The organism is Alkalicaulis satelles (assembly GCF_008630495.1).
Lineage (GTDB): Bacteria > Pseudomonadota > Alphaproteobacteria > Caulobacterales > Maricaulaceae > Oceanicaulis > Oceanicaulis satelles.
Genome location: NZ_VWOJ01000001.1, coordinates 860,680 through 885,452, shown reverse-complemented (window position 1 = coordinate 885,452; position 24,773 = coordinate 860,680). Strand labels below are relative to the sequence as shown.

Genomic DNA, 24,773 nt, shown 5'->3' with positions numbered 1-24,773 from the left:
CCGGGACGGTCCTTGTCATGGAGATGTCAATCTGCCCTGCTAGCCCACACTTCAGTTTCATACGGGAGGATGATGATGCGTCTGGTTCTGGTTCTGGCCCTGGGGGCCGCCCTGACGGGGGCTGCGCAGGCTGACCGCTGGGAGGCGGCGCCGCAAGTGATCAATCCGGGCGCGGGCGGCGAGACTATTCGCGGGGTTGTGTTCGAGGACGCCAACCGCAATGGCGTGCGCGATGCGGGCGAGGCGGGGGTGGCCGGGGTTCTGGTCTCCAACGGTCTCGACTGGGTGCGCACCGATGAAAACGGCGCCTATGAAATCGCCGTGCGTGACGACATGGACCTGACCATCGTGCAGCCTTCGGGCTGGCGCGTGCCAACCGATCACCGCCTGGTCCCTCAGTTCTTCTACACCCACAAGCCCGGCGGCACGGGCAATGAGCTGCGCTTTGGCGGGCTGGAAGACACCGGCCCGGCGCCTGAAGCGGTCAATTTCCCGCTGATCCGCGAGGGCGCGGCGGGGCAGGCCTTCACTTGCGCCGTGCTGGCCGACCCCCAGACCTATTCCAATGACGAGATCGGCTATCTGCGCGACGGTGTGACGGCGGACCTGATCGAGGCGGGCTTTTCATCCAGCGATTGCCTGATCCTGGCGGGCGATGTGGTGGGCGATGATCTGGGCCTGCTTGACCGCCTCCTGGAAGTCACCGCCACGGCCAATGCGCCGCAATGGCTGGTGGTGGGCAATCACGACATCGATTTCGACGCCCGCACCAATGCCGACAAGGCCGATAGCTGGCGCCGCATCGTCGGCCCGAACTATTACGCCTTCGAGATGGGGCAGGTGCTCTTCGTGGTGCTCGACAATGTCGATTATCCTTGCCAGGCGGGCCGCGACTGGTGCGGCGGAGAACGCCCCTTCTATAACGGCATCGTCTCCGAGACCCAGATGAGCTGGCTCTCCGGTCTGCTGGAGCATACGCCGGAGGACCGGCTCGTGGTGCTCGCCCACCACATTCCGTTCGTCTCCTTCGTGGACGCGACCAGCGACCGCCACCAGACCGACAATGCGGCGGAGATCCACGCCCTCTTGGAAGGCCGCGAGGCGCTGTCGATCTCGGGCCACACCCACACCACCGAGAACCACGCGCCGGGCCAGATTTTCGAAGGCTGGGCCGAACAGACCGGAATCGGGCCCTTGCCCTTCCGCCACATCATCGCCGGGGCGGCTTCGGGCGCCTGGTATCAGGGCGATTTCAACGTCGATGGCGTGCCCATGGCGCTGCAGCGCATGGGCGCTCCGATGGGCCATCTGCGTCTCGACTTCGAGGGTGCGGACTATGTGGAGCGTTATATCGGCGCGCGCATCGATCCGCGCCGCGGCCAGTGGGTGGGGCTCAACACGCCCGCCTTCCGCGACTGGTTCGAGACGATCGCCGAATGGGTGGGCGAGGACTGGCGCGAGCGCGATTCCGTCCCGCCGGCCTCGATCAATGACCTGCCCGATACGCGGCTCCTGACGGCGGACGATTTCGCCGGCGGGGTGTGGCTGACCGCCAATGTCTGGGCCGGATCGGCTGAAACCCGCGTCAGCGCGCGCCTACCCGGCGGCGAGACCCTGATTCTGGAGCGCACCCAGGAAGGCGCAGGCGAAGCGGCTCGCATCGGCGCTGAATGGGCCGATCCCTTCGCCGTGCAGCGCCAGGCTTCGGTGGGCCGCTATGCGCTGGAGAGCCGCTCGGGCGATGAGCGCGCGCAAGGCCACGAGCTGTTCCGCGGCTCGCGCTTTGGCCCGTCGGCGCCCCAGCCCCAGCGCGCCGTGGCCGAGCGCAACATGCATTTGTGGCGCGCGCGCCTGCCTGAACTGCCTGAAGGCGTGCACCGCATCGCGGTGACCAGCACCGACCGCAATGGCCTGGTGTTCACCGACACGCTGGTGGTGGAAGTGCGCAGCCAGCGCCCGCCCCGCCGCTGGCGCGCGGAGCTGTGGGACTAGGCAGGGACGCCTGCCGCGCATGAAAAAGCCCCGGCGCTGATGCGCCGGGGCTTTGTCTTGTCAGGTGTCGGCCAGCCTTAGAGGCTCATCAGCCGGGCCTTGGCCGCCTCGTATTCGGCCTGAAGCTGGCTCACATACCCGCCGGCGCTCTGGATCGCCTTGACCGCGCCAATGCCCTGGCCCGAGCCCCAGATATCCTTCCACGCCTTGGCCGCGCTATTGCCGCCCGAGCCGAAATTCATCGCCGACGGATCGCTTTCGGGCAGCTTGTCGGGGTCCAGTCCGGCCTGTTCGATGGAGCGGCGCAGATAATTGCCGTGAATGCCGGTGAAGAGGTTTGTGTAGACGATGTCGTCGGCCGTCCCGTCCACAATGCCCTGCTTGTAGTCCTCGCCGCAGCGCGCTTCTTCCGTGGCGATGAAGGCCGAGCCGATATAGGCGTAGTCGGCGCCCATGGCCTGGGCCGCCAGCACGCCGGCGCCTGTGGCGATGGAGCCTGACAGGGCGACGGGTCCGTCAAAGAACTCGCGGATCTCGCTCACCAGGGCGAAGGGCGACATCACGCCCGCATGCCCGCCCGCGCCGGTGCACACCGGGATCAGCCCGTCCGCGCCCTTTTCCAGCGCCTTGTGGGCGAATTTGATATTGATGATGTCGTGCAGCGTCTTGCCGCCCCAGCTGTGGACGGCCTGATTGAGCTCCTCGCGCGCGCCCAGCGAGGTGATCACCAGCGGCACCTTGTACTTGGCGCAGGTTGCGAGATCGGCCTCCAGCCGGTCATTGGACCGGTGCACGATCTGGTTCACCGCGAACGGCGCCGCAGGCTTGTCGGGATTGGCCTTGTTATAGCTGTCGAGCTCGGACGTGATCTCGTCCAGCCACTCGTCGAGCTGGCTTTGCGGGCGGGCGTTGAGGGCGGGGAAAGATCCCACCACCCCCGCCTTGCACTGGGCGATGACCAGCTTGGGGTTGGAGATGATGAAGAGCGGCGCGCCGATCACCGGCACGCTGAGCTTTCCTTTGAGAATGTCCAGTCCCGCCATGCAGGGCCTCCCCGGAAAATGAGTGAACAGTGTTTGCCGCCAAGCTAGCGCGGTTTGAGAGCAGGGAAAGCCCTTGGACGCACTCCGGCCCTCAGCCCCTCTCCACCGGCAGATCGGCGCGCGCGCCCCAGTCGGCCCAGCTGCCGTCATACAGGCGCACATCGCGAAAGCCCCCGGTGATGAAGGCGGCGTAGAGGGTGGCGGCCGTCACGCCTGAGCCGCAGCTGGTGATGATCCGCCGCTCGCGGCTCACATCGGGCAGGACGCGTTTAAGCGCATCCTCCTTCAGGAGCTTGCCGTCCGCGCCGATCACGCTCTGGAAGGGCAGATTGACCGATCCGGGAATGCGCCCGGAAGCCAGGCCCGCGCGCGGTTCCGGCTCGGTTCCGGCGAACCGCCCCGGCGAGCGCGCGTCCACGATCAGGGCGTCCCTGGCGTTCACATGATGGAGCACGTCCGCCCAGCTCACCGCGTCATCGCGGATCAGGCGCGGCATGCGCTCCAGCGCCTTCGCGCGCGGCGGGACATGGCCGGTCTCCAGCGAACCGCCCGATTTACGCCAGGCTTCCAGCCCGCCATCCAGGATGCGCACATCGCATCCGAACCGGCGCAGCGTCCACCAGACGCGCGCCGACGCCGCATAGCCGTTCTGGTCATAAACGATGAACCGGCCATCACCATTGAGGCCGTTAGCGGCCAGCCAGCGCGCAAACACCGCCGAACCCGGCGCCATATGGGGCAGGGGGCTGGTGGGATCGCACACCTGATCAATGTCGAAGAAGATCGCCCCAGGCAGGCGCCGCGCGGCATAGGCCTCGGCGCCCGTGCGCCCGGCGCCGGGCATGAACCAGGTGGCGTCCACAAACACCGGATCGGTCTCGGCCAGCGCCTGCACCGCACTGATGGACACCGGCTCGATCATCCGCGATTCCCCTCTTGTATTGAGGGATAGCCTATCAGGACCGGCGTGCGCGGCTAGCGGGATTTGTGGGGCTTCTCATGGAGGGGGAGAGATTTCTTCCAACCCTGCCTTCCCGGACGGCGCAGCCGATCCGGGACCCATCCACCAAACATCTGCAGCCGCTAAGGCAGTTGGAGATTTCCGGGGATGGGTCCCGGACATTTGCTGCGCAAATTCCGGGAAAGCAGGTGGAGTGCAGCGTTAGACCCTCCCCACCGAGGGGAGGGGAAACTGACGAAGCCCCCTAAATCACTGTCAGCCAGTCCGGCTTCACGAAACGCGCGCCCAGATCCTTGGCCACCGGCTCATAGGCGATTTCGCCGCCGGCGACGTTGAGGCCGCGGGCCAGGTGGATGTCGTCATTGAGCGCCTTGACCGCGCCCTTGTCGGCCAGCGCCAGGGTGAAGGGCAAGGTGGCGTTGGTCAGGGCCAGGGTGGAGGTGCGCGCCACGGCGCCAGGCATGTTGGCGACGCAATAATGCACGATGCCGTCCACGATATAGGTGGGGTCCTGGTGGGTGGTGGCGCGCGAGGTCTCGAAACACCCGCCCTGGTCAATGGCGATATCGACCAGCACCGCGCCTTCCTTCATGGTCTTGAGCATGGCGCGGGTGACCAGCTTGGGCGCGGCGGCGCCGGGCACCAGCACCGCGCCGATCACCAGATCGGCGCCGGCGATTTCCTCGGCCACGGCGCCTTGCGTGGAAAAGCGCGTCTTCACCGCGCCGCGGAAGAACTGGTCGGTCTCGGCCAGCTTGGGGATGGAGCGGTCGAGGATCGTTACGTCGGCGCGCAGGCCCAGCGCCATCTCGGCGGCATGGCTGCCCGACACGCCCGCGCCCAGGATCACCACCTTGGCCGGGGTGACGCCCGGCACGCCGCCCAGCAGCACGCCGCGCCCGCCATTGGATTTCTGCAACGCCAGCGCGCCCACCTGCACGCTCATGCGCCCGGCGACTTCCGACATGGGCTGCAAGAGGGGCAGGCGCCCCCGGGCGTCGGTCACGGTCTCGTAGGCGATGGCGATGCAGCCCGATTTGCGAAGCCCTTCGGCCTGCACCGGGTCCGGCGCCAGGTGCAGATAGGTGAACAGCACATGGTCTTTCGTCAGCATGGCGGTTTCGGAGGGCTGGGGCTCCTTGACCTTGACGATCAGCTCGGCGGTCTCGAACACGGATTTGGCGTCGGGCAGCATCTGCGCGCCGGCCGCCTGGTATTCCGCATCCGTGAAGCCCGCGCCCAGGCCTGCGCCGGATTGGACGAACACCTCATGGCCGTGAGCGGCCAGCTCGCGCGCCCCGTTGGGCGTGAGGCCGACGCGGTATTCGTGAACCTTGATCTCGGACGGAACGCCAATGCGCATGTGGAAGCCTCCCGGGTGCGCGCACCTGATGGCGCGCCTTGGTGTGAAATTGCGCGGAAAATACATCCGGCGCGCTGTTTCCCGCAAGTCAAAGCATGATCATCGAATAATCTTGCGCAATGGTACGAAAGTGCGATGATTGCGCCAGAGTTGACGCGTCCGGATCGCTCGGCGCGGCGGAAGATTGCAAGGGTGACTTCATGCGGCTGGATGCGATTGATGCGGTGATCCTGGACGCCCTGCAGCGCGAGGGGCGTATCTCCAATGCCGAGCTGGCCGAACGGGCCGGCCTGTCGGCCTCGGCCTGTCACCGGCGGGTCAGGGCGCTGGAGGCGGGCGGGATCATCACCGGCTATGCCGCGCTGCTCGACGCCGAGGCGGTGGGCCGGGGACTGACGGTGATCGTGCTGGTCACGCTGGAGAACCAGAAGCGCGAGACGCTGGAGCGCTTCGAGCGCGCCGTGGCCGGGGTGGACGAGGTCATGGAGTGCTATCTCACCACCGGGGCCGAGGATTATCTGTTGCGCCTGATGGTGCGCGATGCGCGCGATTATGAGCGCGTTCACCGCGAGCGCCTGTCAGGCTTGCCCGGCGTGGCGCGCCTGATCTCCAATATCGCCATGCGCCAGGTGTTCGTGCGCACCGCCCTGAAGCTGGGATAGCGCCCGGGCCATTGCGGCTGAGGCGCCACAGGCGCGCGCGTCCGGCTGCGGCGTAGCGGCGCGCGCCCTTGCCGCGCCGCAACATGAGCGCCATTGTGAATAATCCGCGTATTGACCGGACAACAGAACGAAAGCCTGAGACCATGACCGCCTGGACGCCTGACAGCTGGAGAGCCAAGCCCGTCAAGCAATTGCCCAATTATCCCGACGCGCTCGGGATCAAGCGGGTGGAGACCGAGCTCGCCCGGCGTCCGCCCCTGGTGTTCGCCGGCGAGGTCAAGCGCCTCAAGCGCCAGCTGGCCAATGTGGCGACCGGTCAGGCCTTCCTGCTGCAGGGCGGCGATTGCGCGGAAAGCTTCAAGGAGTTTTCCGCCGAGACCGTGCGCGACACCTTCCGCGTCCTGCTGCAGATGGCGGTGGTGATGACCTTCGCCAGCGCCAAGCCGGTGGTGAAAGTCGGACGCATCGCCGGACAATTCGCCAAGCCGCGCTCGGCCGACACTGAAGTCATCGACGGCGTGGAGCTGCCCAGCTATCGCGGCGATTCCATCAATGACATGGCCTTCACGTCCGAAGCGCGCGTGCCCAATCCGGAGCGGCTCTTGCGCGCCTATGACCAGGCGGCGGCGACGCTCAATCTGCTGCGGGCGCTGGCGTCCGGCGGTTATGCCGATTTGCACAATGTGCACCAGTGGACGCTGGATTTCCTGGACGGCAGCCCGGCGGGCGAGCGCTATGCGGCCTATGCCGCGCGCATCACCGAGGCGCTGGCCTTCATGCGCGCCTGCGGCGTGACGCCGGACGCGGCGCCCTCTCTGGAGGGCGTGGACTTCTTCACCAGCCATGAAGGCCTGCACCTGCCATTCGAGGAGGCGCTGACCCGGATGGAGCACACCACCGGGCGCTGGTATGCGACGTCCGCCCACCTCATGTGGATCGGCGACCGCACCCGCCAGCCGGACGGCGCCCATGTGGAATACATGCGCGGCATCGAGAACCCGGTGGGCCTCAAATGCGGCCCCACGCTGGACCCCGATGAGCTGATCCGTCTGATCGATATCCTCAATCCGCGTGACGAGGCGGGCCGCCTGGTGCTCTATGTGCGCATGGGCTCGGACAAGGTAGGCGAAGGCCTGCCGCCGCTGGTGCGCAAGGTGCGCGAGGAGGGCCGCAATGTGGTGTGGGCCTGCGATCCCATGCACGGCAACACCATCAAGGCGGCCAATGGCTACAAGACCCGCCCCTTCGAGCGTGTGCTGGGCGAGCTGCGCAGCTTTATCGAGATCGTGCGCGCCGAAGGCGCCGAGCCGGGCGGGGTGCATTTCGAGATGACCGGCCAGGACGTGACCGAGTGCGTGGGCGGCGCAGGACATCTGTCCGAGGCCGATCTCTCCAGCCGCTATCACACCCATTGTGATCCGCGCCTGAACGCCGACCAGGCCCTCGAAATGGCTTTCCAGATCGCCGAGGCGCTCAAGCCGACCGAAGGAATGCGCCGCGCGGCGGAGTAGGGAAGAATCCGGCTATCTGTCGATCCTCGCCGCCCTTATGATTGAACCTCAACAGGTTCATGAGGGGACTTCCCATGCTGAAATTCATGAGTATGGCCTGCGCGTGCGCTGTGATGCTGGCGCCGGGGTCGCTGGCGCATGAGGGCTTCGGTCATGAACCGGACGCGCATCTCGAACAGGCCCGCGAAGTAGTCATCCTGGCGGGCGTGGAGCAATTGTTTACAAGCAGCATCCGCCAGACCATCCCGATGATCCGTCCCAGTCTGGGGCAAGCCTGGCCCGCGGCCAGCCCCGAGGCGGCGGATCGGGCCATGGCCCTCATTGAAAGCGCCATGCTCGGTCTGGCCCCGGAACTCGTGGACGAGACGGCTGTGGTCTATAAGCGCCTTTTCACTCAGAGCGATCTGGCGGAGCTGGCCGATTTCATGCGCTCGCCGGTGGGACAGCGTTTCATCGAAAGTCAGAGCCGCCTCATGGAGGAGGGGCAGATGATCGGGGAGCGTCTTGGAGAAAGAGCGATGGCGGATGTAATGCCTCAGGTCACCGCGATCATGGAAGAGAGCTGAGCGCTAATAAATCCGCGCCGCACAACAAAAACGCCGCCGGAGTGATCCGGCGGCGCTTGTGTCTTAAGGGTCGTCAGCAGGCCTGGGCGATACGCGCCTGGCCCTGAACACGTCCCTTAGATGTCCTTCAGGCCTTAGATATCCTTCAGGGCCGAAGCCGGACGGAAGGCCAGAGAGGTCTTGGCTTTCGCCTTGATCTTTTCGCCGGTGCGCGGGTTGCGCACTTCGCGGGCTTCCCGGTGCTTGGCGTGGAAAGTGCCGAAGCCGGCCAGCTGGACGGTGTCCTTGCTCTTGGCGGCGCCCACGACGGCGTCGATGAAGGCGTCGATGGCGTCGCCGGCCTGGGCGCGGGTGATCCCGGCCTTGTCAGAGACGGCTTTGGCGAGTTCGGATTTGTTCATTGAGGGATCCCCCCTTCGGTTATGGGGCCGCCGAAGCGGGAATCGCAACGGCGCGCCGGTGTTGAACGCAAGGCATCAAGCGCGATTCTGGCGCGCCAATGCAAGGCAATACAGGCGATTCCGCTGATTTTGGCAGCGTGCAGGCGCAGCAATTGGTCCGTATGGTAAACAAAACATGGTCAATCGGCCCGCTCCTTGCTGGTTGGGAAACATGAAACGCACACATGTCTCATGGCTGAACAGGGTGGCGGCGGCGGGATTCGCGGTCGCGGCGGCGTGCCTGGCCTATGCCGGCTTCGTCCATATGTTCGACAATGCGCTGCTCGCCGCGCTGGTGGGCGCATGCGTGGGCGGGTTCGCACTGGGCCGGTTATTGCGCGCGGGCGCGCTTCAGCGCGGATAGAGGATCATCTGGGTGCAGCGGAACAGGGCGATGGGGCGTTGTTCCTGGCCCTGGCGCCAGACTGTCGCGTCCCAGAGCTGGGTGGTGCGCCCGCCATGGACCAGCACCGCCTCGCCCAGCACCACGCCCTCGCGCGCCGTGCCCAGGAAATTCGATTTCAGCTCCACTGTGGTGAAGGCGTAGGCGCCCTCGGGCAGGCTGGACATGGCGCCATAGCCCGCCAGCGTGTCGGCCAGCGCGATGACGCTGGCGGCATGGAGATACCCGTTGGGCGCCAGCAAGGCCTCGCGCACGGCCAGCCGTCCTGCGGCGCGGCCGTATTCAGACAGCGTCACATCCAGGCCGATCAGCTCGGGCAGCTTGCCCTTGCCGGCCTGGTTCAGGTCTGCAGCCGGGATGGCTCCGCTCACAGCTTGACCAGCATCTTGCCGGTATTGGCGCCGGTGAACAGGCCCATGAAGGCGTCGGGCGTGCGCTCTATTCCTTCATAGACCGTGTCATGCAGGCGCACCTGGCCGGCGCCTATCCAGCGCGACAGATCGGCGATGAACTCGCCTTGCATGTCAAAATGATCGGTGACGATGAAGCCGCGAATGGTCAGCTTCTTGGCCACGATCTGGGTCAGGTTGGACGGGCCGGGCGCCGGGGTATCGTCATTATAGCGCGCAATCATCCCGCATGCCGCGATACGCCCGAAGGGCTTGATCACGTCCAGCGCCGCCTGGAGATGGTCGCCGCCCACATTCTCATAATAGGCGTCGATCCCGCCAAAAGGCTTGGCCGCGGCGCGCAGCGCCCCGGCCAGATCGCTCTCGGCCTTGTAGTCGACGACAGCGTCAGCGCCGATGGAGCGGCAGAAGGCGGTCTTGTCCGGCCCGCCGGCGGTGGCGATGACATGGGCGCCCATGGCCTTGGCGAACTGGATGCCCGCCGTGCCGACCGCGCCCGCGCCTGCGCTCATCCACAGCGTCTCGCCCTCTTTGAGACCGATCATGCGCTTGAGGCCCGCATAGGCGGTCAGGCCGGGCATGCCGGCGATCCCCAGATAGGCCTGGGCGGGCAGGAGCGAGGCGTCGATTTTCATCAGCCCGGCGGCCGGGGCGGTGTAGCCCTCGCGCCAGCCATGCATGCTCATCACCCAGTCGCCGGGCGCAAAGCCGTCAGCCTTGGAGTCCACCACCTGCCCGACAGCGCCGCCGTCCATGGGCTGACCCGGCTGGAACGGATCGACATAGGTTTTCACCCCGATCATGCGCCCGCGCATATAGGGATCGACTGACAGGAAAGCGTTGCGCACCCGCACCTCGCCCGCGCCGGGTTCGGGCAGCTCCACTTCAGCCAGTTCGAAATAGTCCGGCTTCACCGGGCCGGTGAAATGGCGCACGAGGCGGATTTCGCGAGATTTCATGGGGTCAGTCTCCTGGCGGATCGGGGCGAATGTGAATCACGCGCGATCCTAGACGCCAGCACACGCCCTGCAAGCCTGTTGCAGGCGGGGCCGGGCTGGGCTAGGTGCGCTGGGCTATGAACCAGACATCTTCTCCCTTGCGCGCCGGGGTCGTGGGCGCGGGCGTGTTCGGCGGATATCACGCCGGCAAATACGCCTCTGCGCCGGGCGTCAGCTTCCAGGGCGTGTTCGATCCGGTCTCCGACCGGGCGGGCGCTGTCAGCGAGGCCCATGGCGGCAAAGCCTTTGACAGCCTGCAAGGGCTGATCGAGTCGTGCGACGTGATCACGGTCGCCAGCCCGGCCATCTTCCATCATGACGCGGTGCGCCGGGCGCTGCTGGCGGACCGGGCGGTGCTGGTGGAAAAACCGCTGGCCGCGACGCTGGAGGAGGCGCGCGCTCTGGCGGATCTGGCCCGCGCGCGCGGCCTGGTGCTGCGGGTCGGCCATCAGGAACGCTTTGTCTTCAACGCCATGGGTCTGTTCGGCGATCTGCCGCATGCGCAAACCCTTTCCGCCCGGCGCATGGGCGTGCCCAGCGCGCGCAATCTGGATGTGTCGGTGACGCTGGATCTGATGATCCACGATATCGACCTGGTGCTGGCGCTGGCCGGTTCGGCGCCGGACCGGGTGGACGCGCAGATGGACGCGGGCCGCGCCGGGCTCGCCGATCATATCCGCTGCCGCCTCAGCTTCCCTGGCGGCCTTGTGGCGGAGCTGGAATCCAGCCGGGTCGCCGAGGCGCGCGACCGGGTGATGGAGATCGGCTATCAGGGCGGCGCCCATGTGCGCGTGGACTTCATCGCCAAGACCTTCGACAGCCAGGGCGGGCTGGCCCTGAACCCTGATTTCGCCGATGCGCCCGAAGCGCGCGACAGCCTGGGCGCCAATGTGGCCGCCTTTCTGGATGCGGTGCGCGGGAGCGGTGCAGGCGGGCCTGCGGCGGACGGCGAAGCGGGCTGGCTGGCGCTGGAGACCGCCCTGCGCATCGATGAGGCCGCCGGGGCGCGCAGCCGCATCTGAACGCCGCACGCCAGGGCTTGGTAAGCGCCCGCGAAGCGGGTAGGACTGGCTTTAAACGCCCCTTCGCCTCAAGGAGACCGCCATGGCCGAACCCCACCGCATCACCTATCTCGCCAAGACCTTCTCGGCTGCGGCGCTGGAGTTCCACCGCGGTCACATGGCCGAGCGCGGCTACCGCATGGAAGGGCGCATCGAGCCCACCGTGTTCGAGATCATCGACGAGGACGGCAAGACCCGCCCGGCCTTCGACGGCGAACCGCTGTTCACCGTGACCTTCGTCAAGCGTGAGGACTGAGCCCTTGTCGCTGGCCAAGGCGGTCGCGCCGGACGCGGTTCTGGCGAGTTTTGAAGCGGCGCCGGACGCGGCTTGCGCCGTTGACCGCCTGTGCGCGCTGTATGACGCCTCGGTCAACCATCTGCGCGATGCGCTCCGCTCCTATCTCAAGGACGGAACCCCGCCCGCGGCGGCGGCCCGGGCCGGGGGCGCCTTCGCCTATCCCGAACTGCGCATCACCTATCAGCCCGAAGGGCCGGTCCCGCCGGTCAGCCGGGCCTTCGGCAAGTTCTCCGAAGCGGGCGTCTACGCCAACACCATCACCCATCCTGCGCTGTTCCGGCGCTATCTGACCGAACAGATCCAGCTTCTGGCCGACGAGTATCCGGTGGTGATCGAGACCGGGCTGTCCACCCAGGAGATTCCGTTCTCCTATGTGCTGGACGGCAGTGATCTCGATCTGGACGAGGTGAGCCCGGCCGAGCTGGTGCGTCATTTCCCCTATGCCGATCTGGCCAATATCGACGACGCCCTGCCCAATGGCGAGCGCCCCTCGAAGCCGGGCCGTCCGCGCCCGCTTCTGCTGTTTGATGCGGCGCGCACCGATTATTCGCTGCAGCGCCTGCGCCACTATACCGGCACGCCGTTCGAGGACGTGCAGGACTTCATCTTGTTCACCAACTATCACCGCTATGTGGACGCCTTCGTGGAATGGGCCGTGCGCCAGCTCCAGGAGGATAATGACTACACCGCCCTGTCGGCGGCGGGCCTGGTGCGCGTGGACGCCGATACCCCCGACGCGCTGGGCCAGGTCATGGGCGCGCACTGGCAGCGCTTCCAGATGCCGGCCTATCACCTGATGGCGCCGAACGGGCGGGGCATCACCCTGGTCAATATCGGGGTGGGGCCGTCGAACGCCAAGAACATCACCGATCACCTGGCGGTGCTGCGGCCCGAATGCTGGCTCATGGTCGGCCATTGCGGGGGGCTGCGTCATTCCCAGCGCCTGGGCGATTACGTGCTGGCCCACGCATACTTGCGCTATGACAGCGTGCTGGACCGCGATCTGCCGGTGGAGATTCCCATCCCGCCCATCGCCGAGATCCAGATGGCGCTGCACAAGGCGGTGGAGTCGGTCAGCGGCGACAAGGGCGAGGCGCTCAAGCGCCGCCTGCGCACCGGCACGGTGGTGACCTATGCCGACCGGAACTGGGAGCTGCGCTATTATCAGGAAGCGCGGCGCATCAACCAGTCGCGCTCCATCGCGGTGGACATGGAAAGCGCCACCATTGCGGCCAACGGCTTTCGCCTGCGCGTGCCCTACGGCACGCTTTTGTGCGTCTCCGACAAGCCGCTGCATGGCGAGCTGAAACTGCCCGGGGCGGCCAACCGCTTCTACCAGCGCTCGGTGTCAGAGCACCTGGCCGCAGGCATCGAGGCGATTGAGATTCTCAAGCGCGAGGGCTCGGCCGCCCTGCATTCGCGCAAGCTGAGAAGCTTCGACGAGCCGCCCTTCCGCTAGGCGCGTTTCGCCGGCGCCGGCGCTTGAGCCGGCTGCGGCGCGCCTCCGACCTCGATGCGCTGTCCCAGCTGGCTGACCACGTCTTTGGGCGCAGGCCGGCCCAGCAGATAGCCCTGGCCTTCATCGCAATGCTCGATGCGCAGCAGCTCGAGCTGTTCAACCGTCTCGATGCCTTCGGCCAGCACCGGAATGCCCAGGCTCCGGGCCAGCGTCAGCACGGCGCGCACCACCGCCAGCGAGCGCGGGTCGGTTTTCAGCTCGTCGGTGAAGGACTTGTCCAGCTTGATCTTGTCGAACGGGAAGGTGCGCAGCGTGTCCAGCGAGGAATAGCCCGTGCCGAAATCATCCAGCGCGATGGATACGCCCAGCGCCTTGATCTGGCGCATGATATGGAGCGACTGGGCCTTGTCCTTGATCAGCGCGGTCTCGGTCAGTTCGATCTCCAGGCGCGCAGGCGGCAGCCCGGTCTCGATGAGCACCTGATGGATCTGCTGGGGCAGGGCGATATGGGTCAGCTGGATGGCTGACAGATTGACCGCGACCTTCAGGTGGCTCGGCCAGGCGGCCGCATCCAGACAGGCGCGGCGCAGCACCCAGTCGCCCAGTTGCAGGATCAGGCCATTGGCCTCGGCCAGCGGGATGAACCGGGAGGGGGGGATATTGCCCCGTTCAGGATGGGTCCAGCGCAACAGCGCCTCATAGCCGCGTATCTCCCCGGACCCGATGGAGGTCTGCACCTGGTAGTGCAAGGTCAGCTGATCTGACTCGATGGCCTGACGCAGATCGCTGGCCAGCGCGCGGCTTTCGCGCACGGCTTCGCCCAGCGCCGGATCGTAGAAGCAGATATTGGTCAGCGGATCGGCCTTGGCCTTGTACATGGCCAGATCGGCGTTTCGCGCCAGCGCATCGCGGGTGTCGCCGTCGCGCGGGAAGATGGCCACGCCGATGCTGGCGCCCGCCGCCGCCTCCAGATCACCGCACTGGACAGGCCGGTTGAACTCGTTCTCCAGCGCCTGAACCAGAGTCTCGAGCTCTTGAACGTCGGCGGTCTTGAGGATCATGCAGAACTCGTCCCCGCCCAGCCGGGCGGCGAAATGGCGCGCGCCGTCGAACTTGCGCAGGCGCTCGGCCAGAACTGTCAGCACCTGGTCGCCCGCCGCATGGCCCCAGCTGTCATTGATTTCCTTGAAGCGGTTGAGATCGATGGCGATGATCGCCGTTTCATGGGCCAGCGGCCCGTCCAGGCGGGCGTCCAGGCGGGCATTGAAGCTGGTGCGGTTGGGCAGGCCGGTCAGGGGATCGTGCAGGGCCATGTGGCGCAGCTTGTCCTCGGACGCCTCGCGCATGCGCTGTTCGATGAAATAGGTGGCCACGCCCGTGCCCAGAATGAGAAAGCCCGCGATCGCCACGGCGATGGCCATGGCGGTGAAAGCCGGGCTGTCCGCCCCGGTCTCGACGCCCTCCAGCGGCGTCACAATGAAGGCGGCCATGCCGGTGAAGTGCAGCGAGACAATGCCCGCCACCATCAACAGCGACGGGATCATGCAGCGCCAGCCGCCCTTCCAGTTGGGCGCCACATAGAGCGCAGCGGCGCCAAAACCGGCGGACAGGGCGATGGCGGCGGCGATATAGGCCATGTCCCAGCTGACGATTCCGTCCACGCGGTAGGCGAACATGCCTGTGAAATGCATGGCGGCCACCGTCAGGCCGAACACCGCACCGCCCAGTGCGTGAAAGACACGGCCGGAGAAGCTGCCGGCGATCAGGAAGGCCAGGCCGCTGCCGAAGATGGCGATCAGGCCCGAGGCAATGGTCAGCCCGGGGTCGAGCTGCACCGGCACGCCGGGCTCATAGCCCAGCATGGCGATGAAATGGGTGGTCCATACCGCTGCGCCTGCGCACACCGCGGCCAGGAAGGCCCAGCCCAGCCGGGCCGCGCCCCGGGCGCCGCTGACCAGCCGGTAAAGCCTGATGGTGATCGTGGCGCCCAGCACGCACATGACGGCGGCCAGAAGCACAAACCACAGATTATGCTCTGTGAAGAGGCATGAAAAAACGCGCATGGATATCCACCCACCAGGCGCCCTGTTGCCGGGCTTTGGCGCTTGATAGCGCAAGCGGGTTAATTTTCCTTGTGCTGTATGAGTTTGGCATTGAGCGCACGGCGCGCCGGGCGCCCCGGCTTGCGGCCGGGTCCGGACAGCGTGCATCCGGAAGTCAAAACACGCTTCGCATCACCGGCCTTGCCTGTTACAAGCCGCGCCCTGAATGCAGCCTGCCGCGAAGAGGACGCACACATGGACGCCACGGGCATGAATATCGATATCGAACAGCTCACCGACATGATGGCCAGTATTGGCCTTGCGGTGCTTTCCAACGTGGCCCTGGCCGCTCTTATTCTCGTCGCCGGCCTTTATGTTGCGGGCTTCATTTCCAAGCGCGTGCGCACCTGGGCGATCGCGCATCCGCGCATCGACACCACGCTGGCGCTGTTCTTCGCCTCAGTGGTCAAATACGTCATCATCGCGGTGGTCATCATCGCCGTTCTGACGCGCTTCGGGGTCGAGACCACTTCGCTTGTGGCCGCACTGGGCGCCATGACGCTGGCGGTGGGCCTGGCCCTTCAGGGCACGCTGTCCAACGTGGCCTCGGGCGTGATGATCGTGTTCTTCCGCCCCTACAAGATCGGCGATTTCGTCGACATTTCCGGCACCATGGGCACGGTCAAGGACATCAATCTGTTCCTGACCGAGCTCAACACGCCCGATAACAAGCAGATCATCGTTCCCAATGGCCGGGCCTGGGGCAATGTGATCACCAATTTTTCCGGCTATCAGACCCGGCGCGTCGATTTCACCTTCTCGGTGGATTACGACACCGATCTGGAGCTGGCGCGCGAGGTGATCCGCCATGTGCTGGAAGCCGACGAGCGGGTACACAAGGATCCGGCGGTGTTCGTCGAAGTGGGCAAGTTCGGTGATTCCTCCATCGATTTCTTCGCGCGCGGCTGGGTGAATGCGCCCGATTTCTGGCCGGTGTTCTGGGACGTGAACCGGCGCATCAAGCTGGCGTTTGACGCGGCGGGCATCTCCATTCCCTTCCCGCACCGCGTCATGGTCCAGAAGGATGGCGGCGCGCCAGGCAAGCCGTCCGGCGCCCGCAGCCCCGCCATCATGAAAGCCGCCGCCAGCGCCGCCGAGCATGCAGCGAAGCTGACCTATGTGGCGCCCGCCGAGGCGCTGCCCGAGCCGGCGCCCGAGCCGGCCCCCGAGCCGTCTGCGCGCAAGACCACGCGCAAGCCGCGCGCGGCCTCTGCGGCCAAGACGGGCGCAGCCTCGAAGGCTGCGGCCAAGCCCGCCGCCAAGACATCGGCGAAACCGGCTGCGCGCAAGCCTGCCGCGAAAAAGGCTGCGGACAAGCCGGCGTCTGCGCCGTCCCGCCGGCCGCGCAAGCCGCGCTCGACATCCTGACGCCAGGCGAAACCCGGATGCGCCGCGATTGCGCCGCATTCGGGTTTCATGGCTTATAGGGCTCAAGGACAGGAGAGCCGATCATGAGCCAGACCCCGGACACGCTTCCCCCGCCCGCCCGGCGCACTTTTTTGCAGCGCCTGGTGGCCTTCAAGCCCAGCGATATCGTGCTGCTGGTCGTGCTGTGCGTGGTGGTCGGCCTGGTGCTGGCGGCGTTCCGGATCGACCCGGCCGAGCTGTGGGTGGACTTCTTCGGCGCCGTGGCGCGGGCCTGGAGCGCCTTCTTCGAGTCCATTGGCAGCACGCTGCGCTGGGCGGTGCAGTATCTTCTGCTGGGCGCTGTGATCGTGGTGCCGATCTGGATTGTGGTGCGGGTCATCACGGCGGCCTCGCGCCGCTGATCAGCCGGGCTATTCGTGACGCAGCGCCTCGATCGGGTCGAGGCGGCTGGCGCGCATCGCCGGATAGAAGCCGAACAGCACGCCCACTGTCGCCGCCGCGCCAATAGCCACCAGCGCCACTGACGGGTCCACCGACACCGCAAGCCCGGTCAGGCCCATGGCCGGGCCGAAGGCTTCAATCCCGCGCGCAACCGCCACGCCAGCGCCCAGCCCGATCACGCCGCCGGCTGAACACAGCACCACCGATTCGATCAGGAACTGGTTGCGGATATCGCGCCGGCGCGCGCCCACGGCCAGGCGCAAGCCGATCTCGCGCGTGCGCTCGGTGACCGAGACCAGCATCACGTTCATGATCCCGATCCCGCCCACCAGGAGCGTGATCAGGCCCGCCGAGGCCAGCAGCAGACCCAGCACGCGCTGAGTCTCGTTGAAGGCGCGGATCAGGTCGGCGAAATTGCGGATGGCGAAATTGTCCTGCCCGCCCGGCGGCACATTGCGGCGCACGCGCAGATAATCCTCCAGCTCGATCGTGGCCAGCTCCATATTGAAGCCGGGCGCGATCTTCACCCAGACCTGCTGGACCGGGTCGCGCACGCCGGCGCGCGAGAAGCCGGTGACGCGCGAGCGCACGGTGGTCACAGGCGCGAGCAGGACGTCATTCTGGTCCTGGCCGAACGCGCCCGCGCCCAGATCGCCCAGCACGCCGATGATCTCGAAGGGCTGGGAATTGACGCGCACGCTGGCGCCTACCGCGCCGCCGCCGGGGAACAGCTCGCGCGCGGTGGTCTGGCCGATGACGGCCACGCGCGCGCTGCGCTGGGTTTCAGCCTCGGTGAACATGCGCCCGTCGGCCAGGGTCCAGTCGCGCACATCCATGTATTCAGCGTTGGAGCCGATGATCTGGGTGGGCCAGTTGGCGCCGTCCACAACCGCCGTCACATTGCTCTGCACCAGGCCTGACGCCGCCGCGATGAAATCCAGCTCGGTGCGAAGCGCCGTCACATCGGCGTCCGAAAAGGGCGTGCCGCTGCCCGCTCCGCCCTGGCGCCCGCCGCGCGCGCGAGATCCGGCGGTGATGTTGAGCGTGCTGGCGCCCAGCGAAGCAATGCGCGATTCCACGGCATCACGCGCGCCCTGGGCCAGGGACACGGTGGTGATCACGGCGGCGACGCCAAAGATCACGCCCAGAATGGCCAGGAAGGAGCGCAGGGCGTTGACCCGCAGCGCGGTCAGCGCCACGGCGATGGCGGCCATCAGGTTCATGACGCGTCCTCCACGATCAGCCCGTCGCGGAAGGTGATGCGCCGGCGCGCGCGCGCGCCCACATCCGCCTCATGGGTGACGATGATCAGCGTGATCCCGTCCGAATTCAGCCGGTCGAAAATATCCATCACGTCTTCAGAGGTCTGGCTGTCGAGCGCGCCGGTGGGCTCGTCGGCGAGCAGGATGGACGGCTCGCCTGACAGGGCGCGGGCGATCGCCACGCGCTGCTGCTGACCGCCGGACAGCTGGGAAGGGTGGTGATCCATGCGCTCGCCCAGCCCGACCATGCGCAGGCACGCCTCGGCGCGTTCGCGGCGCTTCTTCAGGCTCCAGCCGCGATAGAGCAGGGGCAGGGCGACATTATCGAGCGCGGTGGTGCGCGGCAGAAGATTGAATTGCTGGAACACGAACCCGACCGAGCGGTTGCGGAAGCGCGCCAGCTCGTCCGGACGCTTGCCCTGCAAGACCTCGCCATCAATCACCAGCTCGCCGGAGGTGGGCCGGTCCAGCGCGCCCAGAAGGTTCATGAAGGTGGATTTGCCCGATCCCGACGCGCCCATGATGGCGCAATACTCGCCCCGGCCGATATCGAGATCGACCCCGCGCAGGGCGTGCACATCGCCGCCGCCCAGCCTGTAGACGCGGCTGACGCCGCGCGCGCGGATCAGGGGCGCATCCATCAGCCCGCCTCACGCACGCGCACAACGACCCGCTCGCCCTCATTGAGGCCGGGGCCCAGGATCTGGGTGAACTGACCGTCCGACAGGCCGAGGCCGACCTGGCGGGCCTCGATGCGGCCGTCTGCGGTCTGGACCCAAATCGTGCCGCGGCGCACGTCCTGGCGCTGGCTGGCGCGTTCGGCCATCAGCGCGTCATAGCGCGCCATCTGCTCGCTGGAGAGCACCTGGGCCAGCGCCGAGCGCATCTGCGCCTGGAAGGCGGCCGGTCCGCCACCGCCACCGCCGCCGCCCCCGCCCCCGCCGGCCTGGGCCTGGGCGCGCAGGCGCGAGAACACCTCCTGCATGGCGCGCTCCACATCGCGGCGCTGGGCGCTGGTCAGGTCCAGGTCTTCGGCCAGCTGGTCCATCATCTGTCCGCCGCCAGGGCCTGCACCCCGCCCGCCGCGGCCGCCGCCGCGCTGGGACGGCTGGGCGCCGGTATCGGCCACCAGCGCCTCGGCGGCGCCGCGCGGGGTGAAACGCAAGGCCAGATTGGGCGCCGACAGCGCACCGTCCACCGAGCCGGTGACTACGGTGACGTTCGCCGTCATGCCTGGCAGCAGGCGCTGGCGCGGATTATCGGCCTGGATCACCACGGTATAGGTGACCACGTTCTGCTCTGTGATGGCGGCCAGGCGCACCTGGGTCACCACGCCTTCGAAGCTCACGCCGGGAAAGGCGTCCACGTCAAACGTCACCGTCTGGCCGGTGGAGATGTCGCCGATATCGGCCTCGTCCACCTGGGCCTCGATCTGAATCCGCGACAGGTCCTGGGCGATGAGAAACAGGATGGGGGCGTTGAGGCTGGCGGCCACCGTCTGGCCCACATCAATGCGGCGGTCGATCACCACCCCTTCAATGGGCGAGCGGATGAAGGTGCGCTCCAGATCCACCCGCGCGCTTTCCAGGCTCGCCTCGCGCTGGGCCAGGGTGGCGCGCGCATTGCGCAGATTGGCCTGCGAAACCGACAGGCCCGCGCGCGCGCCTTCAAAGGCGGTCTCGGCGCTGTCGAACTGGGCTTCGGAGAACGTGCCGCGTTCGCGCAGGGAGACCGCGCGCTCATAGGCGCGCTGGGCTGCGCTCAGCTCGGAACGGGCGCGCTGGACATTGGCTTCCGACACGCTGACCTGGGCCCGGGCGACTTCCAGGCTGGCCTCGGCTTCGCGCACGCGGGTCTCGAAGGTCTGGGGGTCCAGCCGGGCGAGGCGCTGGCCGGCGCTGACGCGGTCATTGAAATCCACGTCGAGATCGAGAATCTGGCCGGACAGCTGGGAGCCGACCTCCACGGTCACCAGCGGCGCGATTCGCCCGGACGAGGCGACCACGCGCGACAGATCACGGCGCTCCAGGGCGGCGGTGTCCACCGTCAGCCCGTCAGCGCCAGGACCTGCGTCGCGGAAGACAAAATACCACACTGCGCCTGTGGCCAGCGCCGCAATGATGACGGCTGCCAGAATCTTGCGTGTCACACGCCCTCTCCAGAACTGATCGGGCGTCAACCGGACCCCGTACCCGTTAGACGCGATAACATGGTGATTTCCGTCGCCGAAGTGAAATGACTGTGAGGAAAAATCCTGCTGTTGCGAGGCATTTGCAAATAAACCCGCCTCCAGCCGCATTGGAAGGGCCTGGGCGCGGCGCTTTCGTCTTGCGGCCCTTGTCGCAGCACACTAGCTTCCGCCGCGACCGAGACCGGGCCGGGGATGCGCTTCGGCGCAGGGCCGCCGGGCCGGGCTCAGGGACAAAATTTCGCTGCGAAGGATGCGACGCGGATGGACGCGCTGCTCTTGGAATACCTGCCGATTGTGATCTTTCTGGGCATCGCCGCCGGGCTGGGCCTGGCGTTCGTGCTGGCGGCCTTTGTCCTGGCGCCGTCCGATCCCGACCCGGAGAAAGTGTCCACATACGAATGCGGCTTCAATGCGTTCGATGACGCGCGCATGAAGTTTGACGTGCGATTCTATCTGGTCGCGATCCTGTTCATCATCTTCGACTTGGAGGTCGCCTTCCTGTTCCCGTGGATCTTCCCGGTGTTCGAGGGCAATATCTTCGCCTTCTGGTCCATGATCGTGTTCCTGATCGTTCTGACGGTCGGGTTCCTCTATGAATGGCGCAAGGGCGCCCTGGACTGGGAGTAAGGGCGATGGCTGACCAACTCGTCCCGGCCGGAGCCGGCGCGCGCGCCGCCACTCCCGGCTATGACCCCAAGAAGCACGACCCGTTCTTTGACGGCGTCAGCGACCAGCTGGCCGACAAGGGCTTTATCGTGGCCGCCGCCGATGACCTCATCACCTGGGCGCGCACCGGTTCGCTGATGTGGATGACGTTCGGGCTGGCGTGCTGCGCGGTGGAGATGATGCAGGCGTCCATGCCGCGCTACGATATCGAGCGCCTGGGCGCGGCGCCGCGCGGGAGCCCGCGCCAGTCCGACGTGATGATCGTGGCGGGCACCCTGACCAACAAGATGGCCCCGGCCCTGCGCAAGGTCTACGACCAGATGCCCGAGCCGCGCTATGTCATCTCCATGGGCTCGTGCGCCAATGGCGGCGGGTATTACCATTATTCATATTCCGTGGTGCGCGGATGCGACCGGATCGTTCCGGTGGACATCTATGTACCCGGTTGCCCGCCGACCGCCGAAGCGCTGGTCTACGGCATCCTTCAGCTGCAGAAGAAAATCCGCCGCGAGGGCTCGATCGAGCGCTAGGCGCTGCGATCATCCCTGCGGCCCTGGTTCGACGAGGGTCCGGTGAGCAAGACCGACACGCTGAAAGAACTGGCCGGGCACATCGAGTCTGCGCTCGACGAGCATGTGCGCGGCTGGGAGATCGCCCATGGCGAGCTGACCGTGACCATCCACCGCGACCGGGTGGTCAAGGTGATGGGCTTCCTGCGCGATGATCCGGCCTGCCGCTTCACCACGCTGGTGGACATTTGCGGCGTGGACTGGCCCCAGCGCTCCGACCGGTTCGACGTGGTCTATCACCTTCTGTCCATGCACCATAACCACCGGGTGCGGGTGATCCTGGCCACTGACGAGGACACCCCGGTGGAGTCCATTGTCTCACTCTACCCCGCCGCCAACTGGTTCGAGCGCGAGGCGTTCGACATGTACGGCATATTGTTCGACAACCATCCCGATCTGCGCCGCATCCTGACCGATTACGGCTTCCACGGTCACCCGCTGCGCAAGGACTTCCCGCTCACCGGCTTCACCCAGATGGTCTATGACGAGGCGCAGAAGCGGGTGGTCTATGAACCGGTCTCGCTGGTTCAGGAATACCGCGATTTCGATTTCCTCTCTCCCTGGGAAGGCGCGAAATACGTGCTGCCCGGCGACGAGAAGGCGGAAGGCAAGGCGTAAGGATCATGGCCGAAACCGATATCCGCAATTTCACCATCAATTTCGGGCCCGTGCACCCGGCCGCCCACGGCGTGCTGCGCATGGTGCTGGAGCTGGACGGCGAGGTGGTCGAGCGCGTCGACCCGCATATCGGCCTGTTGCACCGGGGCACCGAGAAGCTGCTGGAGCACAAGACCTATCTGCAGGGCATCGGCTATTTCGACCGGCTCGACTATGTCGCCCCGATGAACCAGGAGCATGCCTTCTGTCTGGCCGCCGAGCGGCTGGCGGACATTCCGGTGCCCAAGCGCGGCTCCTATGTACGCGTTCTGTATTGCGAGATCGGGCGCATCCTCAATCACCTGCTGAACATCACCACACAGGCGCTGGACGTGGGCGCGCTGACCCCGCCGCTATGGGGTTTTGAAGAGCGCGAAAAGCTGATGGGCTTTTACGAGCGCGCGTCCGGCGCGCGCCTGCACGCCCATTATTTCCGCCCCGGCGGCGTCCATCAGGACCTGCCCCAGGAACTGATCGACGACATCTTCACCTGGTGCGAGGCCTTTCCCCAGGCGCTGGCCGATATCGAGACCCTGCTGACCGACAACCGCATCTTCAAGGCGCGCAATGTGGATATCGGCGTGGTCACGCGCGAGGACGCGCTGGCCTGGGGCTTTTCGGGCGTGATGGTGCGCGGGTCCGGCATGGCCTGGGACCTGCGCCGAGCCCAGCCCTACGAGGTCTATGACGAGCTCGACTTCAAAATTCCGGTGGGCAAGAACGGCGATAATTACGACCGCTATCTGTGCCGCGTGGAAGAGATGTATGAGTCGGTGAAAATCATGCGCCAGTGCTGCGAGTGGCTCTCGCGCGCGGAGAACCAGGGCGAGGTGCTGCCCACCGACACCAAGTTCGCGCCGCCCCGGCGCGCCGAGATGAAGCGCTCCATGGAAGCGCTGATCCACCACTTCAAGCTCTATACCGAGGGTGTGCACGTGCCTGCGGGCCAGGCCTACGCAGCCGTGGAGGCGCCCAAGGGCGAGTTCGGCGTCTATCTGATCGCCGACGGCACAAACAAGCCCTACCGCGTCAAGATCCGCGCCCCCGGCTTCCCGCACCTGGCCGCCATGGATCACCTCAACAAGGGCCATATGCTGGCCGACGTGTCGGCCATTCTGGGCTCGCTGGACATCGTGTTCGGGGAGATCGACCGCTAATGCTTGCCGCCCACGCCATCGCCGAGGCTGCGCAGAGCCCCGCCATGCTGGCCGAGCGTCAGCTGGCCGCCTACAACGCGCGCGATCTGGACGCGTTTGCGGCCTGCTTTGCGCCGGATGTGGAGGTCTATGACTTCCCCGGCGTGCTGGCGCTGACGGGCCGCGAGGCGTTCCGCGCCCGCTTTGTGGAGCGGTTCAAGAGTGAGGGCCTGCACGCCATCGCCGTGCACCGCGCGGTTGTCGGCGAGCGCGTCATAGACCATGAGCGCGTCTGGCTGGACGGGCCGGGCCGATGCGCGCCGATTGATCTTGTCGTCATCTACACCGTGCGCGATGGCCTGATCGCGCGCGTGGACTTCATCAAGGAAGGGTCGCCCCGATGAGCGTGCGCCGCCTGGCCAAAACCCAGCCCGACAGCTTCGCCTTTTCGAAGGACAGCGAAGCCAAAGTCGCGTTCTGGATGAACAAATACCCCGAAGAGCGCAAAGCCTCGGCGGTGATCCCGCTGTTGTGGATCGCCCAGAAGCAGGACGGCTGGGTGTCCGAACCCGCCATGCGCGAGATCGCGGCGCGCTGCGCCATGCCCTATATCCGCGTCTACGAGGTCGCGACCTTCTACACCATGTTCAATCTGGAGCCGGTGGGCGAGCACCTGATCCAGGTGTGCGGCACCACCCCGTGCTGGCTGCGCGGCGCGGACGGCCTCAAGGCTGTGTGTGAAAAGCGCATCGGCAAGAAGGGCCGGGGCAATATCTCCGCCGACGGCAAGTTCTCCTGGGAAGAGGTGGAGTGCCTGGGGGCGTGCTCCAACGCGCCCATGGTGCAGATCTCCAACCAGGACGGCGATTTCTACTACGAAGACCTGACGCCCGAGGCGCTCGAGGCCATGCTCGACGATCTGGCGGCGGGCAAAACGGTGGAGCATGGCCCGGTGACCCGGCGCCACGCCTCCGAGCCGGTGAAGGCGAAGGTTCCGGTGCTGGAGGACGCGGCCCTGTTTGACGGCTCGGCGGCCAAGGCGGCTCCGCTGCCGCACAGCGCCAGGCCCGCCAGCAAAGCCAAGCCGGCGAGCAAGGCGCGCCCGAAGGCTGCTGACGCCAAGCCGGCCGCCAAGGCCAAGCCGGCGGCGAAGACACCGGCCGCCAAAAAGCCCGCTGCGAAGAAGCCCGCTGTGAAGAAGAAGGACGACTAAA

At 66.6% G+C, this 24,773-nt stretch carries 26 protein-coding genes; 16 read left to right on the top strand and 10 right to left on the bottom strand.

Going from position 1 to position 24,773, the window contains the following annotated elements:
- Positions 1-75 precede the first annotated feature (75 nt).
- Positions 76-1,992, top strand: a complete 1,917-nt coding sequence (locus F1654_RS04315) for a calcineurin-like phosphoesterase C-terminal domain-containing protein (RefSeq protein WP_199200447.1) — start codon at positions 76-78, stop codon at positions 1,990-1,992.
- Between the two features lie 77 nt (positions 1,993-2,069).
- On the opposite strand, the gene F1654_RS04310 is transcribed toward F1654_RS04315, so the two are convergent.
- From F1654_RS04310 to ald, 3 genes are all read right to left on the bottom strand, one after another.
- The gene (locus F1654_RS04310) at positions 2,070-3,035 is read right to left on the bottom strand and encodes an NAD(P)H-dependent flavin oxidoreductase (protein WP_150022243.1); all 966 of its coding nucleotides are present in this window, start codon (positions 3,033-3,035) and stop codon (positions 2,070-2,072) included.
- A gap of 91 nt (positions 3,036-3,126) precedes the next feature.
- A complete protein-coding gene (locus F1654_RS04305) occupies positions 3,127-3,957 on the bottom strand; it encodes a sulfurtransferase (RefSeq protein ID WP_150022242.1) in 831 nt (276 codons plus the stop codon).
- Positions 3,958-4,240: 283 nt separating this feature from the next.
- Positions 4,241-5,359 (bottom strand): alanine dehydrogenase, encoded by a 1,119-nt coding sequence (ald, locus tag F1654_RS04300; protein ID WP_150022241.1) that lies wholly within the window; start codon positions 5,357-5,359, stop codon positions 4,241-4,243.
- Positions 5,360-5,559: 200 nt separating this feature from the next.
- Between ald and F1654_RS04295 the strand changes: the two genes are divergently transcribed.
- The 3 genes from F1654_RS04295 to F1654_RS04285 all read left to right on the top strand — a co-directional run bounded on the left by F1654_RS04295 (position 5,560) and on the right by F1654_RS04285 (position 8,098).
- Positions 5,560-6,021: an Lrp/AsnC family transcriptional regulator gene (locus tag F1654_RS04295; RefSeq protein ID WP_150022240.1), complete on the top strand. Its 462-nt coding sequence runs from the start codon at positions 5,560-5,562 to the stop codon at positions 6,019-6,021.
- Between the two features lie 143 nt (positions 6,022-6,164).
- Positions 6,165-7,532, top strand: a complete 1,368-nt coding sequence (locus tag F1654_RS04290) for a class II 3-deoxy-7-phosphoheptulonate synthase (RefSeq protein ID WP_150022239.1) — start codon at positions 6,165-6,167, stop codon at positions 7,530-7,532.
- A gap of 74 nt (positions 7,533-7,606) precedes the next feature.
- Positions 7,607-8,098 (top strand): DUF2059 domain-containing protein, encoded by a 492-nt coding sequence (locus F1654_RS04285; RefSeq protein ID WP_199200446.1) that lies wholly within the window; start codon positions 7,607-7,609, stop codon positions 8,096-8,098.
- 134 nt (positions 8,099-8,232) lie between these two features.
- On the opposite strand, the gene F1654_RS04280 is transcribed toward F1654_RS04285, so the two are convergent.
- A complete protein-coding gene (locus F1654_RS04280; RefSeq protein ID WP_150022237.1) occupies positions 8,233-8,499 on the bottom strand; it encodes an HU family DNA-binding protein in 267 nt (88 codons plus the stop codon).
- Between the two features lie 211 nt (positions 8,500-8,710).
- Between F1654_RS04280 and F1654_RS04275 the strand changes: the two genes are divergently transcribed.
- Positions 8,711-8,902 carry a hypothetical protein gene (locus tag F1654_RS04275; RefSeq protein WP_150022236.1) on the top strand — a complete coding sequence of 64 codons (192 nt, stop codon included), beginning with the start codon at positions 8,711-8,713 and terminating at the stop codon, positions 8,900-8,902.
- On the opposite strand, the gene F1654_RS04270 is transcribed toward F1654_RS04275, so the two are convergent.
- A complete protein-coding gene (locus F1654_RS04270; protein ID WP_150022235.1) occupies positions 8,890-9,312 on the bottom strand; it encodes a PaaI family thioesterase in 423 nt (140 codons plus the stop codon). The genes F1654_RS04275 and F1654_RS04270 overlap by 13 nt on opposite strands.
- Positions 9,309-10,310 carry an NADP-dependent oxidoreductase gene (locus F1654_RS04265; protein ID WP_150022234.1) on the bottom strand — a complete coding sequence of 334 codons (1,002 nt, stop codon included), beginning with the start codon at positions 10,308-10,310 and terminating at the stop codon, positions 9,309-9,311. Before F1654_RS04265 ends, F1654_RS04270 begins: the two co-directional genes overlap by 4 nt.
- Positions 10,311-10,426: 116 nt before the next feature.
- Here F1654_RS04265 and F1654_RS04260 point away from each other — a divergent pair, with 116 nt between their 5' ends.
- From F1654_RS04260 to F1654_RS04250, 3 genes are all read left to right on the top strand, one after another.
- Positions 10,427-11,371: a Gfo/Idh/MocA family protein gene (locus F1654_RS04260; protein WP_150022233.1), complete on the top strand. Its 945-nt coding sequence runs from the start codon at positions 10,427-10,429 to the stop codon at positions 11,369-11,371.
- Between the two features lie 82 nt (positions 11,372-11,453).
- Positions 11,454-11,666 (top strand): AMP nucleosidase, encoded by a 213-nt coding sequence (locus F1654_RS04255; RefSeq protein WP_150022232.1) that lies wholly within the window; start codon positions 11,454-11,456, stop codon positions 11,664-11,666.
- A 10-nt stretch (positions 11,667-11,676) separates the two neighbouring features.
- Complete coding sequence (locus F1654_RS04250; RefSeq protein WP_150022558.1) at positions 11,677-13,167, top strand: AMP nucleosidase; 1,491 nt, start codon at positions 11,677-11,679, stop codon at positions 13,165-13,167.
- Here the strand turns inward: F1654_RS04250 and F1654_RS04245 are convergent.
- Entirely contained in the window at positions 13,164-15,230 is a 2,067-nt protein-coding gene (locus tag F1654_RS04245; protein ID WP_199200445.1) for a putative bifunctional diguanylate cyclase/phosphodiesterase, read from the bottom strand. The genes F1654_RS04250 and F1654_RS04245 overlap by 4 nt on opposite strands.
- Before the next feature lie 234 nt (positions 15,231-15,464).
- On the opposite strand from F1654_RS04245, the gene F1654_RS04240 reads away from it, so the two are divergent.
- Together F1654_RS04240 and F1654_RS04230 are read left to right on the top strand one after the other, a co-directional pair.
- Complete coding sequence (locus F1654_RS04240; RefSeq protein ID WP_233205121.1) at positions 15,465-16,637, top strand: mechanosensitive ion channel family protein; 1,173 nt, start codon at positions 15,465-15,467, stop codon at positions 16,635-16,637.
- Positions 16,638-16,720: 83 nt separating this feature from the next.
- The gene (locus F1654_RS04230; protein ID WP_150022229.1) at positions 16,721-17,038 is read left to right on the top strand and encodes a DUF6460 domain-containing protein; all 318 of its coding nucleotides are present in this window, start codon (positions 16,721-16,723) and stop codon (positions 17,036-17,038) included.
- Positions 17,039-17,047: 9 nt separating this feature from the next.
- Here the strand turns inward: F1654_RS04230 and F1654_RS04225 are convergent, their stop codons facing one another.
- The 3 genes from F1654_RS04225 to F1654_RS04215 are packed head-to-tail and all read right to left on the bottom strand — an operon-like array spanning position 17,048 to position 20,489.
- Positions 17,048-18,301 carry an ABC transporter permease gene (locus F1654_RS04225; protein ID WP_150022228.1) on the bottom strand — a complete coding sequence of 418 codons (1,254 nt, stop codon included), beginning with the start codon at positions 18,299-18,301 and terminating at the stop codon, positions 17,048-17,050.
- Positions 18,298-18,981 carry an ABC transporter ATP-binding protein gene (locus tag F1654_RS04220; RefSeq protein WP_150022227.1) on the bottom strand — a complete coding sequence of 228 codons (684 nt, stop codon included), beginning with the start codon at positions 18,979-18,981 and terminating at the stop codon, positions 18,298-18,300. The genes F1654_RS04225 and F1654_RS04220 overlap by 4 nt, the downstream gene beginning before the upstream one ends.
- Complete coding sequence (locus F1654_RS04215) at positions 18,981-20,489, bottom strand: efflux RND transporter periplasmic adaptor subunit (RefSeq protein WP_233205120.1); 1,509 nt, start codon at positions 20,487-20,489, stop codon at positions 18,981-18,983. Before F1654_RS04215 ends, F1654_RS04220 begins: the two co-directional genes overlap by 1 nt.
- Positions 20,490-20,792: 303 nt before the next feature.
- On the opposite strand from F1654_RS04215, the gene F1654_RS04210 reads away from it, so the two are divergent.
- From F1654_RS04210 to nuoE, 6 genes are read left to right on the top strand one after another with little or no spacing between them, the layout of a single operon-like run.
- Positions 20,793-21,158, top strand: a complete 366-nt coding sequence (locus F1654_RS04210) for an NADH-quinone oxidoreductase subunit A (protein ID WP_150022225.1) — start codon at positions 20,793-20,795, stop codon at positions 21,156-21,158.
- On the top strand, positions 21,128-21,727 hold the full coding sequence (locus F1654_RS04205) for a NuoB/complex I 20 kDa subunit family protein (RefSeq protein ID WP_150022224.1): 600 nt from the start codon (positions 21,128-21,130) through the stop codon (positions 21,725-21,727). Before F1654_RS04210 ends, F1654_RS04205 begins: the two co-directional genes overlap by 31 nt.
- 42 nt (positions 21,728-21,769) lie before the next feature.
- Positions 21,770-22,384 (top strand): NADH-quinone oxidoreductase subunit C, encoded by a 615-nt coding sequence (locus F1654_RS04200; RefSeq protein WP_150022223.1) that lies wholly within the window; start codon positions 21,770-21,772, stop codon positions 22,382-22,384.
- Between the two features lie 5 nt (positions 22,385-22,389).
- Positions 22,390-23,580: an NADH-quinone oxidoreductase subunit D gene (locus F1654_RS04195; protein ID WP_150022222.1), complete on the top strand. Its 1,191-nt coding sequence runs from the start codon at positions 22,390-22,392 to the stop codon at positions 23,578-23,580.
- Positions 23,580-23,963, top strand: a complete 384-nt coding sequence (locus tag F1654_RS04190) for a nuclear transport factor 2 family protein (protein ID WP_150022221.1) — start codon at positions 23,580-23,582, stop codon at positions 23,961-23,963. Before F1654_RS04195 ends, F1654_RS04190 begins: the two co-directional genes overlap by 1 nt.
- Positions 23,960-24,772 (top strand): NADH-quinone oxidoreductase subunit NuoE, encoded by an 813-nt coding sequence (gene nuoE, locus F1654_RS04185; protein WP_150022220.1) that lies wholly within the window; start codon positions 23,960-23,962, stop codon positions 24,770-24,772. The genes F1654_RS04190 and nuoE overlap by 4 nt, the downstream gene beginning before the upstream one ends.
- Position 24,773 lies beyond the last annotated feature (1 nt).